19 protein-coding genes and 1 pseudogene are annotated in these 20,951 nt (G+C 57.8%); 12 read left to right on the plus strand and 8 right to left on the minus strand.

The window, feature by feature from the left end:
- Positions 1–142 precede the first annotated feature (142 nt).
- From FFI90_RS10360 to FFI90_RS10410, 11 genes and pseudogenes are all read left to right on the plus strand, one after another.
- Complete coding sequence (locus FFI90_RS10360; RefSeq protein WP_144777934.1) at positions 143–1,678, plus strand: ABC transporter ATP-binding protein; 1,536 nt, start codon at positions 143–145, stop codon at positions 1,676–1,678.
- Positions 1,665–2,771 carry an ABC transporter permease gene (locus FFI90_RS10365; RefSeq protein WP_144777935.1) on the plus strand — a complete coding sequence of 369 codons (1,107 nt, stop codon included), beginning with the start codon at positions 1,665–1,667 and terminating at the stop codon, positions 2,769–2,771. The genes FFI90_RS10360 and FFI90_RS10365 overlap by 14 nt, the downstream gene beginning before the upstream one ends.
- Position 2,772: 1 nt before the next feature.
- Positions 2,773–3,693 carry an ABC transporter permease gene (locus tag FFI90_RS10370; protein WP_144777936.1) on the plus strand — a complete coding sequence of 307 codons (921 nt, stop codon included), beginning with the start codon at positions 2,773–2,775 and terminating at the stop codon, positions 3,691–3,693.
- 62 nt (positions 3,694–3,755) lie between these two features.
- Complete coding sequence (locus tag FFI90_RS10375; RefSeq protein WP_144777937.1) at positions 3,756–4,532, plus strand: outer membrane protein OmpK; 777 nt, start codon at positions 3,756–3,758, stop codon at positions 4,530–4,532.
- Between the two features lie 69 nt (positions 4,533–4,601).
- Positions 4,602–5,291, plus strand: coding sequence for a TetR/AcrR family transcriptional regulator (locus tag FFI90_RS10380; RefSeq protein WP_144777938.1), 690 nt, complete (start codon positions 4,602–4,604; stop codon positions 5,289–5,291).
- Complete coding sequence (gene puuE, locus FFI90_RS10385) at positions 5,288–6,238, plus strand: allantoinase PuuE (protein ID WP_144777939.1); 951 nt, start codon at positions 5,288–5,290, stop codon at positions 6,236–6,238. The genes FFI90_RS10380 and puuE overlap by 4 nt, the downstream gene beginning before the upstream one ends.
- Complete coding sequence (gene alc, locus FFI90_RS10390) at positions 6,235–7,257, plus strand: allantoicase (protein WP_144777940.1); 1,023 nt, start codon at positions 6,235–6,237, stop codon at positions 7,255–7,257. Before puuE ends, alc begins: the two co-directional genes overlap by 4 nt.
- Positions 7,254–7,415, plus strand: a pseudogene (locus FFI90_RS20335) (ureidoglycolate lyase); the annotation flags it as partial. The gene alc and the pseudogene FFI90_RS20335, both read left to right, overlap by 4 nt.
- Before the next feature lie 296 nt (positions 7,416–7,711).
- Entirely contained in the window at positions 7,712–8,536 is an 825-nt protein-coding gene (locus FFI90_RS10400; protein WP_144777942.1) for an FAD binding domain-containing protein, read from the plus strand.
- A complete protein-coding gene (locus tag FFI90_RS10405; RefSeq protein WP_144777943.1) occupies positions 8,526–10,829 on the plus strand; it encodes a xanthine dehydrogenase family protein molybdopterin-binding subunit in 2,304 nt (767 codons plus the stop codon). Before FFI90_RS10400 ends, FFI90_RS10405 begins: the two co-directional genes overlap by 11 nt.
- On the plus strand, positions 10,826–11,371 hold the full coding sequence (locus FFI90_RS10410; protein WP_144777944.1) for a (2Fe-2S)-binding protein: 546 nt from the start codon (positions 10,826–10,828) through the stop codon (positions 11,369–11,371). The genes FFI90_RS10405 and FFI90_RS10410 overlap by 4 nt, the downstream gene beginning before the upstream one ends.
- Positions 11,372–11,607: 236 nt before the next feature.
- Here FFI90_RS10410 and hpxZ read toward each other — a convergent pair whose 3' ends face one another.
- The 8 genes from hpxZ to FFI90_RS10450 are packed head-to-tail and all read right to left on the minus strand — an operon-like array spanning position 11,608 to position 19,938.
- Positions 11,608–12,003, minus strand: a complete 396-nt coding sequence (hpxZ, locus tag FFI90_RS10415) for an oxalurate catabolism protein HpxZ (protein WP_222120506.1) — start codon at positions 12,001–12,003, stop codon at positions 11,608–11,610.
- Positions 11,996–13,846 carry an allophanate hydrolase gene (gene atzF, locus FFI90_RS10420; protein ID WP_144777945.1) on the minus strand — a complete coding sequence of 617 codons (1,851 nt, stop codon included), beginning with the start codon at positions 13,844–13,846 and terminating at the stop codon, positions 11,996–11,998. The genes hpxZ and atzF overlap by 8 nt, the downstream gene beginning before the upstream one ends.
- Positions 13,843–14,529, minus strand: a complete 687-nt coding sequence (biuH, locus tag FFI90_RS10425; protein ID WP_144777946.1) for a biuret amidohydrolase — start codon at positions 14,527–14,529, stop codon at positions 13,843–13,845. Before biuH ends, atzF begins: the two co-directional genes overlap by 4 nt.
- A 21-nt stretch (positions 14,530–14,550) precedes the next feature.
- A complete protein-coding gene (locus FFI90_RS10430) occupies positions 14,551–15,255 on the minus strand; it encodes a cysteine hydrolase family protein (protein ID WP_222120507.1) in 705 nt (234 codons plus the stop codon).
- On the minus strand, positions 15,252–16,313 hold the full coding sequence (locus tag FFI90_RS10435; protein WP_144777947.1) for a BMP family ABC transporter substrate-binding protein: 1,062 nt from the start codon (positions 16,311–16,313) through the stop codon (positions 15,252–15,254). The genes FFI90_RS10430 and FFI90_RS10435 overlap by 4 nt, the downstream gene beginning before the upstream one ends.
- Positions 16,314–16,344: 31 nt before the next feature.
- Entirely contained in the window at positions 16,345–17,277 is a 933-nt protein-coding gene (locus FFI90_RS10440) for an ABC transporter permease (RefSeq protein WP_144777948.1), read from the minus strand.
- 37 nt (positions 17,278–17,314) lie between these two features.
- Complete coding sequence (locus FFI90_RS10445; RefSeq protein ID WP_144777949.1) at positions 17,315–18,373, minus strand: ABC transporter permease; 1,059 nt, start codon at positions 18,371–18,373, stop codon at positions 17,315–17,317.
- The gene (locus FFI90_RS10450; protein WP_144777950.1) at positions 18,370–19,938 is read right to left on the minus strand and encodes an ABC transporter ATP-binding protein; all 1,569 of its coding nucleotides are present in this window, start codon (positions 19,936–19,938) and stop codon (positions 18,370–18,372) included. The genes FFI90_RS10445 and FFI90_RS10450 overlap by 4 nt, the downstream gene beginning before the upstream one ends.
- 269 nt (positions 19,939–20,207) lie before the next feature.
- Between FFI90_RS10450 and FFI90_RS10455 the strand changes: the two genes are divergently transcribed.
- Entirely contained in the window at positions 20,208–20,897 is a 690-nt protein-coding gene (locus tag FFI90_RS10455; protein ID WP_144777951.1) for a GntR family transcriptional regulator, read from the plus strand.
- The last annotated feature ends 54 nt before the right edge of the window (positions 20,898–20,951 follow it).

The raw sequence follows: 20,951 nt of genomic DNA on the forward strand, positions 1-20,951 counted from the left end.
AAAGCTGACCAATTGGTTTAATGAATCTATTTTATGGAGTGTTAATTTTTGGCAAGTATATTGCTGGTACCCAAAATGTTGATTGTTTGGTCAGTTTATTAATTCAAAGGCCAAATGCATTCGAACGAATATGGGGCTGTGTATGACTGCGGCGATACGTCTGAAGCTTGAAAACATCGTCAAGGAATACCCGGGATGCCGGGCCAATGACGGCATTGATCTAACTGTGGAAGCAGGGGAGATTCATGCGCTTCTGGGCGAGAATGGCGCCGGTAAGAGCACCTTGATGAAAGTGATTTATGGCGTGGTTCAGCCCGATGAGGGACGGGTTGTCTGGAATGGCCATGCAGTGCAAGTGGATAACCCCGCTCAGGCCCGCCGTATGGGTATCGGCATGGTGTTTCAGCATTTCTCCCTGTTCGAGACCCTGACAGTGGCAGAGAATATTGCACTCAGCCTGCCGCCGGATGAAGCCCGCAACCGTAGTCAACTGAATCAGCGCATAAACGAAGTCTCCGAGCGATACGGTATGGAGTTGGACCCGAGGCGATATATCAGCACTTTATCGGTGGGGGAACGACAGCGTGTGGAAATTGTTCGTTGCCTGATTCAGGAAACAACTCTGTTGATTCTGGATGAACCAACATCCGTTCTTACGCCCCAGGAAGTTACCTCCCTCTTTGCGACCTTGAGGACGCTCTCGAAGGAAGGCTGCAGCATTCTGTTTATCAGTCACAAGCTGGAGGAGGTTCGCAGCCTTTGCCACACGGCTACAGTGTTGCGTCAGGGGCGGGTCAGTGGTGACTGTCAGCCTGCAGAAATCTCTGCCTCTGAAATCGCACGCCTTATGGTTGGTGATGACACTCCGATTTCAACCCGGGTGACTGCGGCGGAACCGGGCGAGCCCCTGATGGAAGTCAGTGGCCTTGGCTGGAAGAGCAAGGATCCATTTGGCACCAGTCTAAGGAATGTGAACCTGGACTTGCACAAGGGTGAAATCGTAGGCATTGCCGGCGTTGCTGGTAATGGCCAGGACGAACTGCTCAAGGCCTTGTCCGGTGAGATTCGAGCCGACGCAGGAACGATCTGCCTGAGTGGGCAGAATATCGAAACCCTGTTTCCCGACCAACGCAGGAAGCTGGGTGTGGCGATTGTGCCGGAGGAACGTCTCGGCCGGGGCGCGGTGCCTGATATGTCCCTGGCGGATAACGCCTTGTTGACTGCGTCCGGTCAGGGCCTGGTTGAGCGTGGCCTGATACGGTCTGGCCGGGTGCGAGAATTTTCCCGCGAGGTGATTCGTCGATTTGGCGTTCGCTGTACCGGTGAAAACAGCACCGCAGGAAGCCTGTCAGGCGGCAACCTGCAAAAATACATTATTGGCCGTGAGGCTTTGCAAAACCCTCGTCTTTTAGTGGCTTCCCATCCTACCTGGGGCGTTGATGTGGGGTCAGCCGTTGCTATCCACGAATCTCTCGTAAAACTCCGCGATGAAGGCGCAGCAATCCTGCTGATTTCTGAAGATCTGGATGAGCTCTACCAGCTGTGTAACCGTCTGGGTGCGCTTTGCGATGGCAGGTTGTCCCCACTTGCCCCCACGTCAGAGCTGCACATAGAGCAGCTGGGTCAATGGATGGCTGGAGAATTTGAGTCCACGGAGGTCGCTCATGCTGTTGCTTGAACGTCGCCCCGTTGCTTCGTCGGTGATGCGCTGGGCGTCACCGCTCCTGGCACTGGTTCTGACAGTTATCACCGGATTCATTCTGTTCATGGTGGTGGGTAAAGACCCGGTAGAAGGCCTCAAATTTTTCTTTATAACGCCAATCAGCGACCTGCCCGGGTTGGCCGAGCTCGGCCTGAAGATGGCACCTCTGCTGCTGTGTGCTGCTGGCCTGACTGTTTGCTACAAGGCCAAGCTGTGGAACATCGGTGCTGAAGGTCATTTTTTGATGGGTGCTCTGGGCGCCAGTGTGATGGCGGTGCAGCTCTCGGCTGTGAATGGATTCTGGGTGCTGCCAGTGGTGCTTCTCACAGGTGTGCTGGGTGGCATGATCTGGGCTGCTATTGCTGCTGGGCTGAAAACCCACCTGCATTGTAATGAGATTCTCACCACCATCATGCTCAATTACATCGCATTGAATTTGTTGTTGTACACCGTACATGGCCCGCTCAAGGATCCTTACGGTTTCGGCTTTCCTCAGTCGGCGATGTTCTCCGACTCGGCACTGCTGCCGGTGTTGATTGAGGGTACCCGTCTGCACCTGGGGCTCGCCTTCGGCTTGCTGGCCACGGTGGCCGTCTGGGTTCTGTTTGCCCGTAGCTTCATCGGCTTTCAGCTGAACGTTATCGGACAGGACCACCGGGCGGCTGCGTTCGCTGGATTTCGCGTTCGTAAACTGACCTGGTTCGCTTTTCTTGTTGGTGGCGCAACTGCTGGCCTGGCGGGAGCCTCGGAAGTAACCGGCCCCATTGGTCAGCTGGTGCCGCAGGTATCTCCCGGGTATGGCTATACCGCAATCATTGTTGTGTTCCTTGGGCGAATGCATGCCGTGGGTATTGTTGCTGCCAGTGCCTTACTGGCTCTGACTTTCATTGGCGGAGAAATTCTGCAGATTGCCATGCAGATGCCGAAAGCTGTGACGGCATTGTTTCAGGGGTTGCTGCTGTTTTATCTGCTGACCTGCGACGCCTTTATCCACTACCGGGTTCGACTGAAGAAAGCGGCTCCGCAACCAACGAGTGCGGCCGTTGCAGCTGCACCGCAGGAGGTTTGAGATGGAACTGTTGACCAATGTTCTGGCTGCGACTGTGGTTGCCGGAACCCCTCTTTTGCTGGTGGCACTTGGAGAACTGATCTGTGAGCGATCCGGGGTTCTCAATCTTGGTCAGGAGGGGATGATGCTGATGGGTGCCGTAGCCGGGTTTGCGGCAGCCCTTTCCAGCGGGAGCCTGCTTGTTGGGGTCGTTGCAGCCGTTATGGCGGGTATTGCCATGTCGTTGTTGTTTGCATTTATGGCAGTGACCCTGGCAGCGAATCAATACGCGGCAGGCCTGGCTCTGACGATATTTGGTACTGGCTTGAGCGCGTTTCTCGGCGCCGGCTTCGTGGGCTCATCCATCGATGGCTTCAGCCGTGTGGCCATACCGCTCCTTAGTGATATTCCTGTATTGGGTCGCGTGTTTTTTAATCAGGATGCGCTGGTATACACCTCCTTTATAGCCTTCGCGGTCGTGGCGCTTTTCCTCCGCAATAGCCGTGGTGGTTTGCTGTTGCGGGCCATCGGTGAGGATCCGGAGGCAGCTAACGCCAACGGTCTCAAAGTGTTGCTTGTGCGTTACCTTGCCGTTGCGTTTGGCGGCGGCATGGCCGGGCTTGCCGGTGCTTACCTGTCCTTGGCCTATACCCCGCTCTGGACGGAGAACATGACAGCCGGACGTGGCTGGATAGCCCTGGCTTTGGTGGTCTTTGCCACCTGGCGGCCAGAGCGGTTGATTCTGGGTGCCTATCTTTTTGGCGCAGCCAGCATTTTGCACCTGGTACTGCAGGGGCTGGGCTGGAAAAGCTCTACGGAGTTGCTCGCCATGCTGCCCTACGTGGTCACCATCCTGATGCTGGTTCTGCTGTCCTGGAACCCGGTGCGAACCCGATTGAATACCCCACTTTCCCTCGGCCAGCCATACCGGCCGGGATCCTAACAATAACGATCCGTACTGAGCCAACTCTAAAAACTGAAAAATGTAACCTGAGAGGATTAACCATGAATGCATTTCGTAAAACACTGATCGCCGGCTGTGTGGCTGCCGCTTCTTTTGCCCCGGCTGCCCACGCTGAGAAGTTCTTCGGGGGATCCAGTATCTCCATTCTGCACAGCAACCAGTATGAGGGTGTTGAATTCGATGCCGGCGGTGACGGCGGCTTCGAATATGAGGCGACTTATTTCACCTTCGAAAATGCCACCGCCCATAACTGGGGTAGCACTTTCTTCTTCATCGACCGTGACCAGGGTCAGGGTTCGGTTGAAGGATCAGACAACGTATACGGCGAATTTGCGCCTAACCTGAGCGGCAGTTGGCTTACTGGTGCAGACCTCAGCTTTGGTCCGATCAAGGACGTAAGCCTGGCTGCTCAGTATGAATTTGGTGGCGGTACCCAGGTAAATAACTATATGGGCGGTATCGGTTTCGCATGGGATCTTCCAGGTTTCATGTATTTTAATACCTCTGTTTACTACGTTGATAATGATCAGGTCAGTGACGACAAGCAGTTAACGGTAACCTGGGGATATCCGTTCGATATTGGTGCGACCAAATTCCTCATCGATGGGTATATCGATTGGTCTTCTGCTGAATCAGATCATAAATCCGAATTCCAGTTCACCCCGCAGATCAAGATGGACGTGGGTAACTTCTGGGGCGCGCCGGGTGTTCTTTACGCAGGTGTTGAGTACCAGTACTGGAAAAATAAGTATGGCCTGGCTGATAACTTGATCGGCGACCAGAGCTCTGTCAGCGCGCTGGTGAAATTCCACTTTTGATCCTGAGCAGGAGTCCGGCAGAATCATACTGTCGGACTCCTGAATAAATGGATAACAAGTGAGAGGCTCATGACCAAGAATTCTGTTGCAGACAGCTCCGTTTCGGACAACGGGGCTGGGGCCGAGAAAGGCAGAAAGTACCGGAAAGGCAGGATATGGGTGCGCAACAGGGAGAAAATCCTGGTTGCTGCCGAGGAAGAGTTCGCTCTCCACGGTTATAAAGGCGCCACAATCCAGAAAATTGCCGAGCGGGCCGGGCTGCCAAAGTCCAACGTGCTTTACTATTTCAGTAACAAGAAGCGAATGTACAGCGCCATGTTTGATGACATTCTGGCGCGCTGGAACAAGGTGTTCACAGAAATCCGTCCGGAGGATGACCCGGCCGAGGCACTGGCTGCTTTCATCCGGACCAAAGTCGAGATGTCACAAAAGTACCCATTATCCTCCCGCCTGTTTGCTATGGAGATCATCCAGGGTGCCCCATTTCTTATGGAACATCTGCGCACCAATATGCGTGAGTGGGTCCGAGGCCGGTCGGATGTCATGCAGTCATGGATAGACGATGGCCGTATGGCGCCGGTGGATCCGGTACAGCTGATTTTTCTGATTTGGTCATCCACACAACATTATGCCGACTTCCACGTTCAGATCCTGATGGTCGAGAACAAGGCCGAGTATGAGAAGCGTGACTTTGATCATGCGGCTGACTTCCTGGTTGATGTGATCTTGCGAGGGTGCGGACTTGAGAGCCCTAAATGAATGAGAATGCCTCCTACCCGAGAGATATGCGGGGCTATGGTGAAAACCCTCCCCATGCCCGCTGGCCCGGAAACGCCCGGGTAGCTGTTCAGTTTGTACTGAATTATGAAGAAGGCGGAGAGAACTGCGTGCTTCATGGAGATGAGCACTCTGAAACATTTCTCTCCGACATCATTGGTGCCGAAGCATACAGAGGGCGGCACATGAGCATGGAGTCCCTCTACGAATATGGGTCCCGTGCCGGTGTTTGGCGCATACTGCGTGAGTTTCGCAAGCGTCAGTTACCCCTGACAGTATTCGGGGTGACTATGGCCCTTTCCAGAAACCCGGAGGTGGTGCAGGCATTTATAGACGATGGCCACGAGATTGCGTGTCACGGCCAGCGCTGGATCCACTATCAGGATATGAGTGAGGTGGAGGAACGCCGCTATATGGAACTCGCGCTGGAACAGCATGCCCGGTTGACCGGAGCACCTGCGCTGGGGTGGTATGCCGGCCGTGACAGTCCGAATACCCGGCGCCTGGCTGTGGAACATGGCGGCCTGGAATACGACAGTGATTACTACGGCGATGACCTCCCTTTCTGGACCACGGTTGAAACCCGTGATGGAGAACACAAGCCCCATCTGGTTGTGCCTTATACTCTGGACGCCAACGATATGCGCTTCAGTTCGCCTCAGGGGTTTAACTCGGGAGAACAGTTCTTTCAGTACCTGAAAGACAGTTTTGATGTGTTGTATGAAGAAGGTGCTGACGCCCCGAAGATGATGTCCGTTGGCCTGCATTGCCGGGTTGTTGGGCGCCCAGGCCGTTTCAGGGCATTACAGAGATTTCTTGATTATATCCAGCAGCACGAGCAGGTGTGGGTGTGCCGGCGTATTGATATTGCCCGCCACTGGAAACAGCAACACCCCTTTCAGGCAGCTGACACCGGAGTAAAAGAATGACTGATGCAATAGTGGCGCCTGTTGTCGAGGGGCCTGACTTCACCCGTAAAGGACTGAATCTGGCCGATGGCAGCCTGGGAGCGGAAGTGACGCAGGTGACTGACGAATTTTTTGCATCCCGGGAGCGCATGCTGAGGCCTGCTCAGCCGATGTTTTACCCTGATCGCTTTGATGACAATGGCAAATGGATGGACGGGTGGGAGACCCGCCGTCGTCGTACTACCGGACATGACTGGTGTGTTATTCGTCTGGCGACACCTGGCGTTTTGATGGGTGTGGATTTTGACACCAGTTTCTTTACCGGAAACTTCCCTCCCGCAGCCTCACTGGAGGCGTGTTACTGTCCGGATGGTGAGCCCGGCGAAAACAGCGACTGGCAAACGCTGGTGCCCGCAACCGAATTGCGAGGCAACGACCACCGCTTCTGCGAAATCGCATCGGATCAACCGTGGAGCCATGTGCGGGTACACATTTTTCCCGATGGAGGGCTGGCGCGTCTGCGAATATACGGCAAACCATTCTGTGACTGGTCTGCATTGCTGAACGGTGGTCCGGTTAATTTGCTTGCTCTGGAGCATGGTGGTGATCAGGTGGCCTGGAGTGACGCCCACTATGGTCAGCCTCGCAAGCTTCTGCGGCCGGGCCGGGGTATCAACATGGGTGATGGCTGGGAGACACGACGACGGCGTGAGCCGGGTAATGACTGGTGCATTCTGGCCCTGGGTCACAAAGGTATTGCCGAACACATCGAGGTGGACACAGCGCACTTCAAAGGTAATTTTCCTGCGGCTTGTTCTGTACAGGCGGCCTGTGTCGAAGCTGGAGAGAGTACTGCCCAGGCACTCATCACCCAGAGTATGTTCTGGCACACGTTGATGGATGATCAGCCGCTGACCGCAGACGCTATCCACCAGTTTACCGATCTGAAGAATCTGGGTGCGATTACTCATATCCGTTTCAATATGATTCCCGATGGTGGTGTCAGCCGGGTGAGGCTGTTCGGGAAGCCGGCGTCATGAATCATTCCCGGACAATCGTCGCGGAACCTCTTACACGGGAGGCCTTTGCCCCCTTTCATGAAGTGATTGATACCGGCGGTGCAGACTCTTTTCCCATCAACCAGGGCCGCACCGAGCGGTTCCAATCGCTGGCAACAGTGGAGCTGCTTGTCGACGAAGGCAAGACGCCCCGGTCGGGTGGCGACTATGTTGGTGGCAGCGGGACTGGCCATACTGGCAGTGCCAAGCTCCGTGTGGGCGGACGGCCTTGAGAAGGTGATCTTCCGCACCAACTGGCACCTAAGGCAAGTCGATCCTGCTGTCCCAGGATGCTCACCAGTCATTCTGGCCGTGGTTGAAGCAGAAGTAAGGCTATACCGATGAACAGGTTCGCCCGTATACCTTCCAGATGGGTCCGTTCATCGCACAGCCTCAGGTTATGCAGCAGGCCTATGTCATTTAGGAAACCTTTTGAGTGGAACCTGTGAACAACGAGGTTACCGAACGGCAGGCGGTCCGGGTTATGCGCCCGGAGTCGCCCCGTCAGGCGGTCAGTTTCGCCAAACGGTTCCGGGCGCCTTACATCGCTGGTGGCACCTGGCTGCAGCCATCCTGTGAACGTGACCGGCAGTGGCCCGTGCATCTGGTGGCGCTGAACCCTGACTGGCCGGGATTTCGCGGCATTCAGGAGACGGAAGATGGTCTCAGCATTGGTGCGCTGACCACGCTGGACGAGCTGGCCCGCCACCCTTTGACGGCTCTGTACCTTCCTCCACTGAGCGGTTTGATTAATCGTGTAGCGGGGCCCGGTGTGCGTCATCTGGGCACGGTCGGCGGCAATCTGCTTGCTGGCGGGGACCTGTCAGCGCTCGCGCTTGCCCTGGGCACTGAAGTGGACGTTGTGGAGGGCAAAGGGAGTAACCGCCGGCCTTTGGCCCGCTGGTTTCAGGATCGGCCGGCCAGCGACCTGCTCAGGTCTGTCACCGTGCCGGACTGCCGTGGTTGGGGAGTCTCTGTGGAAAAACTTGGCTATCGGGAGCGCTTTAGTCCTACCCGCGCGACCGTGGCCTGTGTCCATGCTGGCCTGCAGGTGCAGCTGGCGGTGTGTGGTGAAGGAGGCCCCGGGCGGCTGATGGTTACCGAAGCCATGCTGAGAGATGAGGGTATTCGTGAACTCACGGATCTGGCGATAGTGGTGGACAGTGAGCTGGAAACGCTGGGCTGGCATGACACCCGATTAAGGCTGGCAGTGCGACGGATGCTGGAGTCTGGATTGATGGAGGTGACCCGTGGCGCATGAAAATTCACCGGGGGGCGTCGGAAATCTGGTGACCCTGGACGGAGACTCGATCCGTAATGCTACCTCGGGGATGGATCTGGCTCAGCGTATCGAAGGCCGTCTGGCGTACGCTACTGATCAGCGGGACCTCTCCGGGTTGCTGTATGGTGCCATCCTTCGCAGTGCCTGCGCCCACGCTCTGATCACCCGGGTAGATATCTCCAAGGCTCTGGAAATGCCCGGTGTGCACGCGGTGATCAAGGCGAATGATGTGCCGGGCCTGAATTGCTTCGGCATCGTGATCCGGGACCAGCCGGTGTTTTGTGATGAGCGGGTTCGTTACGAAGGGGATGCGATTGCTGCCGTGGCAGCGGACACTCCAGAGCAGGCCAGGGCAGCGCTGGATGCAATCGAGGTGGATTACCAGCCACTTCCGGTGGTCAGTGATGCAGCGTTAGCCGAGCAGCAGACTGCTCTCCACAATTCCCATGAAAAACACGGTGGCAGCAACCTGCTGGCCCGGGAAACACTTGAATGCGGCGATCTTGACGACGCCTTCTCCCGCTGTGCTGTGATCGTTGAACATCATTATCAGACCCCTCGCCAGATGCACGCGTTTATGGAAACCGAAGGCGGTGTGGCCATCCCTGATGGCAAAGGCGGTGTATTATTCCGGGTAGGCTGCCAGTCTGGCCATCGGGATGCGGAACAACTGGCGGATATTCTTGGTGTCGCCCATGAACAGGTGACAGTTGAGTCCACGGTCACCGGTGGTGCGTTCGGTGGTAAGGATGAACTCACAGTGCAGCCGGCTGCCGGGTTGCTCGCGTTGAAAACCGGGCGCCCGGTGATGATCCATCTGGATCGGTTCGAGTCCTGCCGGACGGGCATGAAGCGCCACCCGGTGTCGGTAAAAATGACCACCGGGTGTGATGCCGAAGGTCGTTTGCTGGCCCACAAGGCAGAGGCGATTCTGGACACCGGTGCCTACGCCAGTCTGGGGCCAGCCGTGCTGGAAAACTATCTGGATCACGCCACGGCGCCCCTGTACCGGATTGAGGCATATCGTGTGTCCGGCCGCCTGGTTTATACCAATAACGGTGTATGTGGTGCCTTTCGGGGGTTTGGCGGCAATCAGGCCACTTTCGCCGTGGAATCACAGCTGGATGAGCTGGCCCACGGCCTTGGTATTGAGCCCGCGGCCCTCCGCCGGATCAATCTGCGGTCCCCGGGCGACGCCGGTAGCCGCAATCAGACTGTTCGCTGGACTGCGCCGCCCGCTGGAGTGCTGGCAGCGGCCGTTGCTTCCCCTCTTTGGTCCCGCCCTGACACGGACACTGGTCGCTGGCTGACCGGCACTGGTATGGCTATGGGCGCCCAAGGCAATGGTTTGGGAGATGGCTTGCCTGACAGTGGTGGTGGTCGTATCAGCCTGTCACCGGCAGGTCGTATCTGCGTGGAATTCGGATTCTCGGATTATGGCCAGAACATTGTTGAGTCCATTATCCGGTCTGTCTGTAACGGGGTGGGTTGCCGGGAGGCTGACGTGGAAGTTTTACTTGGAAGCTCCCGAGGGCCGGATTCCGGGCCCACCAGTGCCTCTCGCAGTACCGTACTGGTGCACGGTGTACTGGCCAGTATTCTGCCCCGCTGGATGGATGTTGTGCGTGGGCATGCCTCCCGCGTGAGCGGCCACCCGGAGGAGGGGCTGGCCTTCGGCCCGGGGGGCGTATTTTTCAATGGTCGTCAGGTGTTGAGCTATCGGGAACTGGCTGAGAGCGCCAGCCCTGACGAAATGGCAGCCAGCGCCAGTCAGGATTTCCCTGTGGCGCCGGACAGTGGACAACCCGTGGGCCGTTATCTGCAACTGCAGATCGCGACTGTGGCCCGGGTTGCGGTGGATCGTCTCACCGGTCGGGTTCGGGTGACGGATCTTCACCACGTCACGGCAGCCGGACGTGTGATCTACCCGCCCGGTTATCTGGGGCAGATCGAGGGTGCCGCTGTGATGGGGCAGGGCATGGCGCTGACCGAAGATATGACAACCCGTGACGGCAGCTACCTGGCGGACAACCTGGACCAGTACCTGATCCCCACCTTCCACGATGCCCCCCTCCAGCGTGTTGATGTTCTGGACGATACACCAGAGGACGATCCTTTCCCGGTAAGGGGCGTGGGTGAGCTGGGTATTGAAGCAGTAGCACCGGCTATTACCGCTGCGATTGAGGCGGCGACCGGTGTCAGGGTCCGGCGACTGCCGGTAGATCCCGGAGACTTGCTGGTGGCGATGGCTGCAAAGGAACAAACCCTATGAGTGATCATTATCAGGTACCCGAAACACCGGCACAAGAAAACATCAGTTTCGAGCTGAATGGAGAGGCGGTTACCCGGTCAGCGCCGAGTGGCGAGACCTTGCTGGATATCCTGCGCGAATCTGGCCAGATCACCTCAGCCCGGGCCGGGTGCCGTGTAGGTCGATGCGGTGCCTGCCAGGTACTGCTGGATGGTCGTGCTGTGCCGTCTTGTCTGGTGATGGCCTGGCAGCTGCCAGGCCATCATGTGGAAACCGTGGAGGGGTTGAACAAAGATCCCGATTTTCTCTCTGTACGCGACGCACTGGCAAGTGAGAGTGCCTTGCAGTGTGGCTACTGCACACCGGGCTTTGCGGTCTCTCTGGTTGCGGGCATCAGGCAGCGCCGACAGGGAAGTACGGTGGATCTGACGGAATCTGTGGCTGGCAATCTCTGTCGTTGTACCGGTTATGGCGGCCTGCGGCGTGCCATTGATCAACTTTCTGCCCCTGGCTATCCGGATGAAGCGGATGGCCAGGGCGCGTCACTATCGGAAGAACAATGATGATCACTGCCTTTGCCAGTAAACGCCGGCTCCTGACCCTGCCGATTGCGACTCTGAGAATGCTCCACTAGCCACCGACTGCCGGCAGCACGGACCGGGAAGATGGGGAAACAGGTACCCACTCGGACTATGGCAATGTCACCATCCTGGACACGGATGAGGTGGCAGGCCGCCCGCCAGGGAACGTTACGCGATCTGGAAGTGAACCCTGAGTCGTCGATCACCGGAGTACATAGTTATTCGGAGGGTGTTCGCATCAGACTGACGTGGGCAGCCACCACCTTCCAGCCTTCAGCGAATCGGACCCAGGTCTGCATCTGGCGGCCGAAGTTGTCTGTTTCGCCATCCCGGAACTGAGTGCTGACGGTGGCGAAGGTGTCACCAAAGGTAGTTACCACCGTGCCATGAAGGGTCCGTCCCGGCCCTACTGGCTGGCATTGCCGCCGATAGGCTTCTATAGCGTCAGCGCCGTAGAGATTTTCGGCAACGCCAAAGCGGACCGTGAATTCAGAACTCCAGAAATAGCCGTCAAGTACGTCCAGCTCGTTATCGAGCAGAGCCTTTTCATAGGTCTCGAAGGCATAGGTGACGCTGGCTACTGCGTCGGGTGCATTGACGATCAGATCAGTCATTATCGATCTCCGGGGATGATGGGGTAGTGGGTGGTGCAGGTACGGAGGAAGGCTTAGCCATGTACTGGCGCCAGCCCCCTGTCGCACTGATATCTGTGGCACCCTCCATGCCGCAGGGTTCGCAGATAAAGCCGGTGCACCAGGTGCCGTCTTCAAGCTCTAGCTGGCCGATGCCCAGAGGGTGAGAGATACCGGCCACAAAAGTGCCAAACCTGTCTTCCGGCACCCGCCATACTTCCACCTCAATGACGAAACCGGTGCCCTCAGATCGGATCAGACCAGGTCGATACGGTGGCCCCCCGGCCAGTGCGTAGAAGCGGTAGTGGGGGGCAGTGCGAGTTTGCCTGACCAGGACGGCGCCTCGTTCGGTCAGCTGGCTGTTTAAAGGGTATCCTTCCAGATGAGCACCGCAGACCGCTACATCCAGGGTGTTTGGCGTTTGGGAGAGGCTCTCCTTTGGGAGTGGGTCAGTGGTGGCACCAACAGTTTCCGTTACCCGTTGGTGGAGTCCGTTGGCCAGGGCGCTCAGCACGGTATCGCTCCAAGCTGGGCCAAACAGGGTGATGCCCCACGGCATGTTATTCGCCAGGAACCCGGCAGGAACGGACACCGCCGCGTAGTCCAGCAGGTTCATGAAGTTGGTAAATGCTCCAAGGCGCGCATTGAGCACCACGGGATCAGCGATCATGTCGGCTATGGTGCAGGGTCCGGGGCAGGTGGGCGTAATGATTGTGTCCACCGTTGCCAGGATACGGTCGGCCTCTTGTTTCAGTGTCGCGAGCCGGTACTGGGCGCGAAATGCGTCGCTTGCGGAGAGCTTGTCGCCATTGGCCACGACATCGCGGACCACAGGGTTGATCATCGCAGGATTGTCTACGAGTTCGCTGATAGCCAGTTGTCGCTCTGTAACCCAAGGGCCATCATAGAGCAGCTCTGCGGCCTCGGAGAAAGGGCGAAAGTCGATTTCCACGGCTTTCCCGCCAAGGGCCTCGAGATGTTCAACTGCGGCTTCGAAAAGCCCTTTCGCTTCCTGGTATTCCTCCAGCGCGAGTTGCCCGGCCGGGGGTATACCGAAAGTAAATATTTTGCCGATCAGACGGCTGGGGGGTTGGTGGTTTTTTTGCCAGGGATCGGCGGGGTTGTGCTTGTCCGCCAGAGTCAGAACTTGATTGGCCTGAACCATGGTGCGGGCGAAGATCGATACGCAATCAAGGGTCTGGCACGCGGGTACAACGCCTTCAACGCTCAGCCTTCCCAGGGTGGGCTTGAGACCGGCGATATGGTTGAGTGCTGCTGGTACCCGACCAGAGCCTGCCGTATCGGTACCCAGCGCGAAGCTGACGATGCCCAGTGCCACCGCCACGGAGGAGCCAGCGGAAGAACCGCCGGAGACCCAGTCTCCATCAAAGGCATTGCCACAGGGTCCGAAGTCAGAGCGGGTGCCGTTGAGCCCGGTAGCGAACTGATCCAGGTTGGTTTTGCCTACGGGGATGGCCCCAGCGGCCAATAACTGTTTGACTACAAACGCGCTGTCCTCCGGAAGGATGTTTACATGCCGATTCGCCACCGTAGTAGGGATCCCCTTCAGGTGGATATTGTCCTTAATGGCAAACGGTACGCCGTACAGCGGTAGTGATTCCGGTGATTCGCCATCAAGGAATTGCAGAAAGGGTTCGCGCTCTTCCGGAGTCAGGTAGTGAATCCATATGTTCCGGTCGTGGAAAGCCGTCTGATAGTCGTCTAGCTTCGCCAGCAGTGCTCTGGGAGTCATATCTCCGGAGCGGTACAGGTGCTGGAGATGATCAATGTCGAGCCTCACAGGTGGTGTAAATCGTTCGTTCATAACGCCTCCAGTCGTTGGAACAGGCTATTGGAATCGGTAACGGCACCGAATACGCCGCCCTGCATCTGGATCATCTTGATGGCGTGATCATGATTTGCCTGGTCAGTGGCGCCGCAGCAATCTTCCACCAGCACACACTCGAAGCCCCGGTCATTGGCATCGCGCATGGTAGTGTGAACGCAGACATCGGTGGTGATACCGGTCAGTACCAGGTTCTGGATACCCCGGGTCTTGAGGATCAGCTCGAGGTCGGTAGCATAAAAAGAGCCCTTGCCGGGCTTGTCGATGATCGGTTCGCCTACGCGGGGAGCCAGTTCCGGAATGATCTCCCAGCCAGGCTCGCCCCGAACAAGAATGCGCCCGCAGGGGCCGGGATCACCAATCCCTGCGCCGATCTGCCGGGAGCGCCAGCGCTTGTTGGCCGGCAGATCGCTGAGGTCGGGGCGGTGGCCCTCACGGGTATGGATCACTGGCATGCCCAGAGCACGAAAGCGGGCAAGAAGCTGACTGATGGGCTCGATAGGAGCTCGGGTAAGGGAGAGGTCATAGCCCATGGTGTCGACATAGCCGCCCTTGCCGCAGAAGTCTGTTTGCATATCGATAATGACCAGGGCGGTGTTGGTCTTGCCCAGGTTGTTGTCCCAAGGCCAGCTATAGGGACGGGAGTTCAGGGTGTTGGTCATGGCTGATTGGTCCTGAATCGGTCAAAGGGTGGAAAGGGCTTCAAGGAGTTGTTCAGAGGTCGCCGTGGCCCCGAACAGTCCGCCTTGCATTTCTGTCATGGTGAATATGGCGTCCCGGTGCCGGGTTTCGGTGGCGGCGGTGCAGTCCCGCAGTATCAGTGTCTCCAGCCCTCGGTCGTTGGCATCACGGATGGTGGTGTGTACGCACACATCGGTGGTCAGGCCAACGACGATGAGGTGAGTAATGCCTCGCAGCCGCAGAATGTGATCCAGGTCGGTGGCGTAGAAAGCGCCTTTTCCGGGTTTGTCGATCACGATTTCGCCAGGGGCTGGCGCCAGCTCCGGAATGATTTCCCACCCCGGTTCACCACGCACCAGAATCCTCCCCAGAGGGCCGGCATTGCCGATGCCGGGACAGACCTGTTCGCTGCGCCATTGCTTGTTCGCGGGCAGGTCGACCAGCTCCGGTCGATGGCCTTCACGGGTGTGGATGACCAGCGCCTCAGGCAGCTTGCGAAACGCTGCCAGCACGCGCTGTATGGGATCGATGGTGGCTCTCGCGGGAGTCAGATCGACCCCCTGGGAGTCGATGTAACCTCCCGGGGCGCAGAAGTCCTTCTGCATATCGATAACGATCAGCGCCAGTCGTCGAGGCGCCACCGGCGCGATGCAAGGCCATGCATAGGGCCTTGCATCTGCTACCGTGAAGGTTGCCGCTTCGCTCACTTAAGCCGCCCCTGGACGCCTTGCACCAGGAAGTCCATCTTCTCGGTTTCTTCAAGGGTCATGGTGTCACCTTCCTCGACGATCACTGTCCCATCCTGACCAAACACCGGGCCGGCCCAGACCTGAAGCTCCTCGTTCATGATTGCTTCCCGACGGTCCAGTACGGTCTGTTGGTCCTCTTCACTGACGGCGCTGCCGAAGTCGCTAAGCTTGGCGGCCTCGGTCAGCAGGTCGCCGCGCAGATGCTCGGATTTCCAGCTGCCGTCTTTGGCGGAATTGACGATATTTACCATCATCGGGCCCCAGTTCCAGATGGCGCCAACCAGCCAGCCTTTCGGTGCGAACTGGCTCGCGTCGGCATGGTAGCCAACGGAGTAGACACCCCGGCGCTCTGCTACCTGGACATAGTTAATGGGGGAGTCCACATGGCCGGTCAGTACGTCGGCACCGCCGCTGATCAGGGCTTCTGCCGCTTCAGCTTCCCTGGTTGGGTCCGACCAGCTGGAGGTCCAGATCACGGAAGTGGTGACTTCCGGGTTCACGCTCTGGGCGCCTCGGGTGAAGGCGTTGATATTACGCAGTACTTGCGGGATCGGGTGCGCGGCGATAAAGCCAAGTTGGTTGGTCCCGGTGGTAAGGCCCGCGGCGACACCCGCCAGGTACATGGCCTGGTCGATCTCGGCAAAGTAGGTCATCAGGTTATCGGAGGTCTTGAGGCCACCGGAGTGGGCAAAGTGAACGTCGGGATACTTCTCGGCCACCTTCAGCGCGTGATCAAGATAGCCATAGCTGGTCGGGAAAACCACTTCCACACCGGAACGGACCATGCGTTCCATGACGCGTTGTACATCCGCGTTCTCCGGGATGTTCTCGAAGTACAGGGTTTCCACGTCGTCCATGTGCTCTTCCATGTAAAGCCGGCCCTGGTCCTGAGCATAGTTGTAGCCGTAGTCAGACTTCGGACCAACGTAAATAAAGCCAACCTTGGTCTCTGCGGCGGCCTGGACACTGATTGCCAGGATAGAAGTAGCGAGTAGAGTGCGGATTACTTTTTTCATGGTGATTCTCCGTTTGATAATGTCTGGTTGGTTATCGGGCACTTTGGAAGACCACACTGAGACCGGCTGGCATGCCGCCACCGCTTGCCCGGAGGCCGCGATAGCTGAGCATCAGCACGCTCAAGGGGATCATGTAAGGGAGGGTTGCCAGCAGGTAGGGAGAAATGTTCACGCCCCACGACTGCAGTTTCAGGTTGAGGGCTTCGGAGGCGCCAAACAGTAAGGCCGCAGGTAAGGCATACCATGGGTTCCAGCGGGCAACAATGACCAGACCGACGGCGACCAGCCCCCGGCCTGCGGTCATGCCTTCGACCCAGTTTGCGGTGTAGTCCACCGCCAGTGCGGCACCTGCAAAACCTGACATCAGACCACCAAAGGCAATGGCGGCCAACTGGTAGTGCACTGGGTTATGCCCGAGGTTGCGGGTGATGTCCTGGGATTCGCCGGTGGAGCGCCAGCGCAGGCCGGTACGGGTCCGAAACAGGAAAATGGAGATGGCCGGGATAGCGAGCAGGGTGATCAGCACAGTTGGAGTGATGGGGCCGAGAAACTGGCCGAGCAGCGGGATATCGCTGACGAACGTATGGTTCAGGTTGCCCAGGGTGTCAATCTTGTCGCCTACGAAAGGCGTGCCATAGTAGGCACTGAGACCACCGCCGAGAATCAGCACGGCAACACCGCTGGCAATCTGGTTAGCGCCGCACCCGAGTACAAGTATGGCGTGCACCATCGATAGTGCGATGCCGGCAAAGCAGGCTGCCATGACGCCCAGCCAGGGGTCGCCGGTCACGGACGCCACCGCGAAGCCGGTCATTGCGCCCAGCAGCATCTGGCCTTCCACGCCGAGGTTGATCACACCGCTGCGCTGGGTCATGGCCTCGCCCAGCACCACGGCGAGCACGGGTGTAGCGCTGCGCAGGGCGGCGAACAGGAGGGTAAGGAGTTCGGTTGCAAAATATTCCATACAGGGTCCTTTGGATTGCTATCGGGCCTTGGGCCGTTCAGATGTCACGACGCCGGCCCCACAGGCTTGCCACGGCGAGCACGATGATGAACAGCAGCGCCTGAAGAATGTCGGCACTGGCTTTGGGAAGCTGGGCATACAGTTGCAGAGAGTCAGCGGAGGCCAGCAGCCCGCCCATCAACACCGATAGAGGAATGATTCGCAGGAAATGCTGTCCGGCGAGCCATGCCACCAGAAAGCCGGTCATGCCATAGCCGCTGGCCAGACCATCCTGCAGACGGTTCTGGATCACAGAGGCTTCGGCGATACCGGCGAGGCCAGCCAGTAATCCGCCCACGGCCATGACAATGAGTACGTTGCGTTCGTAGGAAATGCCGGCGGTCGCCCCGACTCGTGGGTTGCTGCGGCTGACTTGAAGTCCAAGGCCCCAGCGGCTTCGGGTTACCAGTATGTGCAGGATGATGGCGGCTACTATGCCGAACACCAGCCCCATGTGGACCCGGGTGTCGAAGAATTGCGGCATGATCGCCCCGGCCGGAAACTCAATAGTGGCGGGCCATCCAAGAGAGTTAGGGTTTTTCCAGGGGCCATGAACCACAAAGCTGACCAGGAGGATGCCCACGTAGTTCAATAACAGGGTGGATATGGTTTCATTGACTCCGAGACGGGTCTTGAGCAGCCCGGGGATAACGCCCCAGAGCGCGCCGCCAGCCATCGCCCCGGCCAGCATCAGCGGCATCAATATCCAGCCCGGTTGATCCACCGCGGCCAGCACGGCCCCGGTGCCAAACAGGGCGCCCAGGTAGAGTTGCCCTTCGCCACCTACACTGATCAGTCCAAGCCGGGCGGGTAAAGCGACTGCCAGTGCGGTCAGCAGGATAGGGGCGGTTTTGACCAAGGTTTCACTGAAGGAATAACTGTCGCCAAAGGCACCCATGACCATTTCCTGGAACAGGGAAACCGCTTCACGGCCGTTGATGGCAAAGAATGCCAGGGTCGCCACCACGAAAATGGTTGCCATGACCAGAACGGCACCGGCCGGGCCCCTGAGCAATCGCAGGCCGAGTGTTACAGGGAGTTGGGTTGCATTTGTCATGATGCGGCCCTCACTCGCGGGTCGGCGGGTTTCTGCTCAGGTGGTCGTTGGGTTCTGGCAGGCTGAGGTTCGCCAGTCATGGCTCGGCCGATGTCGAGCCGGTCGCATTCCCGTGGGTCGAAAATCCCGGAAATCCGGCCGCCCTGCAGCACGGCAATGCGATGGGCGTAAGACATGAGATCGTCCAGGTCTTCCGAGATCCACAACACCGCAGCGCCTTCGTTTGCCTTGGCAAACAGGGCCTGGTAAATGTCATGGGCAGCGCCGGCATCCAGCCCCATGGTGGGGTAGGCGGCGACGATCAGGTCTTTGTCTCCCTCCAGTTCTCTGCCCACCACCAGTTTCTGGAGGTTGCCGCCAGACAGTTGGCCTGCCGCCAGGGCCGGGTTGTCGGGGCGTACCTGATAGCGCTGGATAATGTTCCGGGTCAGTTGTTCTTCCGGTGCCCAGGCGGGGAAAAAGCTGAGATGCCTAAAATGAGAGAGCGCCACATTGGTTGTCAGCGACAGATCCGCCGCGACCGCATTGACTGCCGGTTGTTCCGGTATATAGGAAACCCTGCCTGAGGTGCTCGGGGGGCGACTGGCGGACTGCAGGAGATAGCCGTCGATGATGACTTCTCCCCTGGCCAGCGGGGTCAGGCCCACCAGTGCGTCTGCCAATAGGTGCTGGCCATTGCCGGAAACGCCGGCAACCCCGAGAATTTCGCCGGGCGCAATATCCAGTCGGATGTTCTCCACTGACTGTGCTCCGTGACGGGCATGGAGGTCCCGGATGGAAATCCGGGGCGGCCGGTTGGCGAAGGCTTCACGAGGCGTGACTTCAATGGCGGAGCGCTGGTTGCTGTCCCCCATCATCAGGCTGACCAAAGAGGATTCGGTGCACTGCTTACGGTCTATCGTCTGAACCATCCGACCGGCCCGCATCACGACAACCCGGTGAGCACAGGCCATCACGTCCTGCATCTTGTGGGTGATAAGCACCACGCTGCGGCCAGCCTCCGCCAGTTTGCGGATAAGTCCCCACAGGCGTTCTGCTTCCTGGGGCGGTAGTACTGATGTGGGCTCGTCCAGAATCAGAACCTTTGCATCCAGGTTCAGCACCTTGACCAGTTCAAGTAGTTGCCGCTGACCTACGGAAAGGTCGCGCACCAGCGTGTCTGGTGCCAGTCCTGGTGCCAGCTCCTGCAGATAGGTGAGTACGGCCTTGCGAGGAGATGTACGGAAAAGCCGGCGAAAGGTCCAGAAGGGCGATTTCGGGTAGGCCAGTAGCAGGTTGTCCAGCACGGACAGCGCGGGAACCAGATTGAACTGTTGGAACACCATGCCAATGCCCAGAGACATTGCTTTCTGGGGTGACTCAATGGTGGTTTCCCGATCATTAATCAGAATGGCGCCGCCATCCGGAGGATACAGGCCGAACAGCATCTTCATGAGCGTGCTTTTGCCGGCACCGTTCTCTCCGAGCAGTGCAACCACCTCTCCGGCGCGAATGTCCAGAGAGATTCCGTCATTTGCCGTAACGTCGCCGAAGCGCTTGGTGATGTTGTAAAGCTGGATATTCATGACTTACGACTCTTGCGCGTTTATTTCTGTTGTATGCAAGACTGCATGGATCATGCCATATGAAGGAGAGGCGCATGGTTGAGATGTTTGTATTCCGGTTCGTTCAATAACTAACCGGAACCACAGTGAAAATCGGTCGAAACAATGTTTTATTTTGGTGCAATAAGTCCGGGTATGCACAGAAGGAGGACGTGGATATGGGGGTGGAACTGATTGAATAGTATCCGGCTATAGTTAATGATGTATGCAACAAAAGGAAGGAGCGAAGCATGACTGTATCAACACGGAAGTGGACCACCGATCGCATCTACGACAACCTGCGTCAGGGTATTATGACTCTCGAGTTGTATCCGGGTAGCCGGGTCACAGAGACGGAGTTGGCGCAACGGTTTGGTGTCAGCCGGACACCGGTTCGCGAAGCGCTGCAACGGCTGGCTGTGGAAGGGTATCTGACCATTCGCCCCAAGCACGGTTGCTATATTCGCCAACTCGATGTGTTTGAACTCGCGGAATACTACGACGTGCGGGTTGGGCTTGAGCTGGAAGGGGTGGCGCTTACAAGCCAGCGGGTACCCTACCGGGAATTAGCACAGCTTGCGGACGACTGGGACCCGCGGAAGCTGATGTACGGTTCCGAAGGAACGGAATGTTTCAAGGATGCCGAAGAGGCTTTTCATATCCGGCTCGCCAGCCTCAGCGGCAATACGGTGCTGGTGCAGTACCTGAAGGGTGTGAATGACCATATCAGGATTGTTCGGCGCCTGGGGCTGCCCGATACGGAAAGCGTGATGAAAACCTACGAAGAACATTATGAGATCTGTCAGAGAATCCTTGCCAACGACCTGTCTGCGGCCACCAATGTGCTGCGAGCTCATATTCACGAAAGTCAGGCCAAGAGTCGTGAAGTGACTCTGGCTCAGTTGGAAACCCGTCGGCGTTTGAGGGAATTGGAAGGGTAGTTCGGGCGGACGCTCAATCTGATGGCACGGTTCCTGCTCAATAGCTTTCATTCC

Source organism: Marinobacter maritimus, assembly GCF_007671675.1.
Taxonomy (GTDB): domain Bacteria; phylum Pseudomonadota; class Gammaproteobacteria; order Pseudomonadales; family Oleiphilaceae; genus Marinobacter; species Marinobacter maritimus.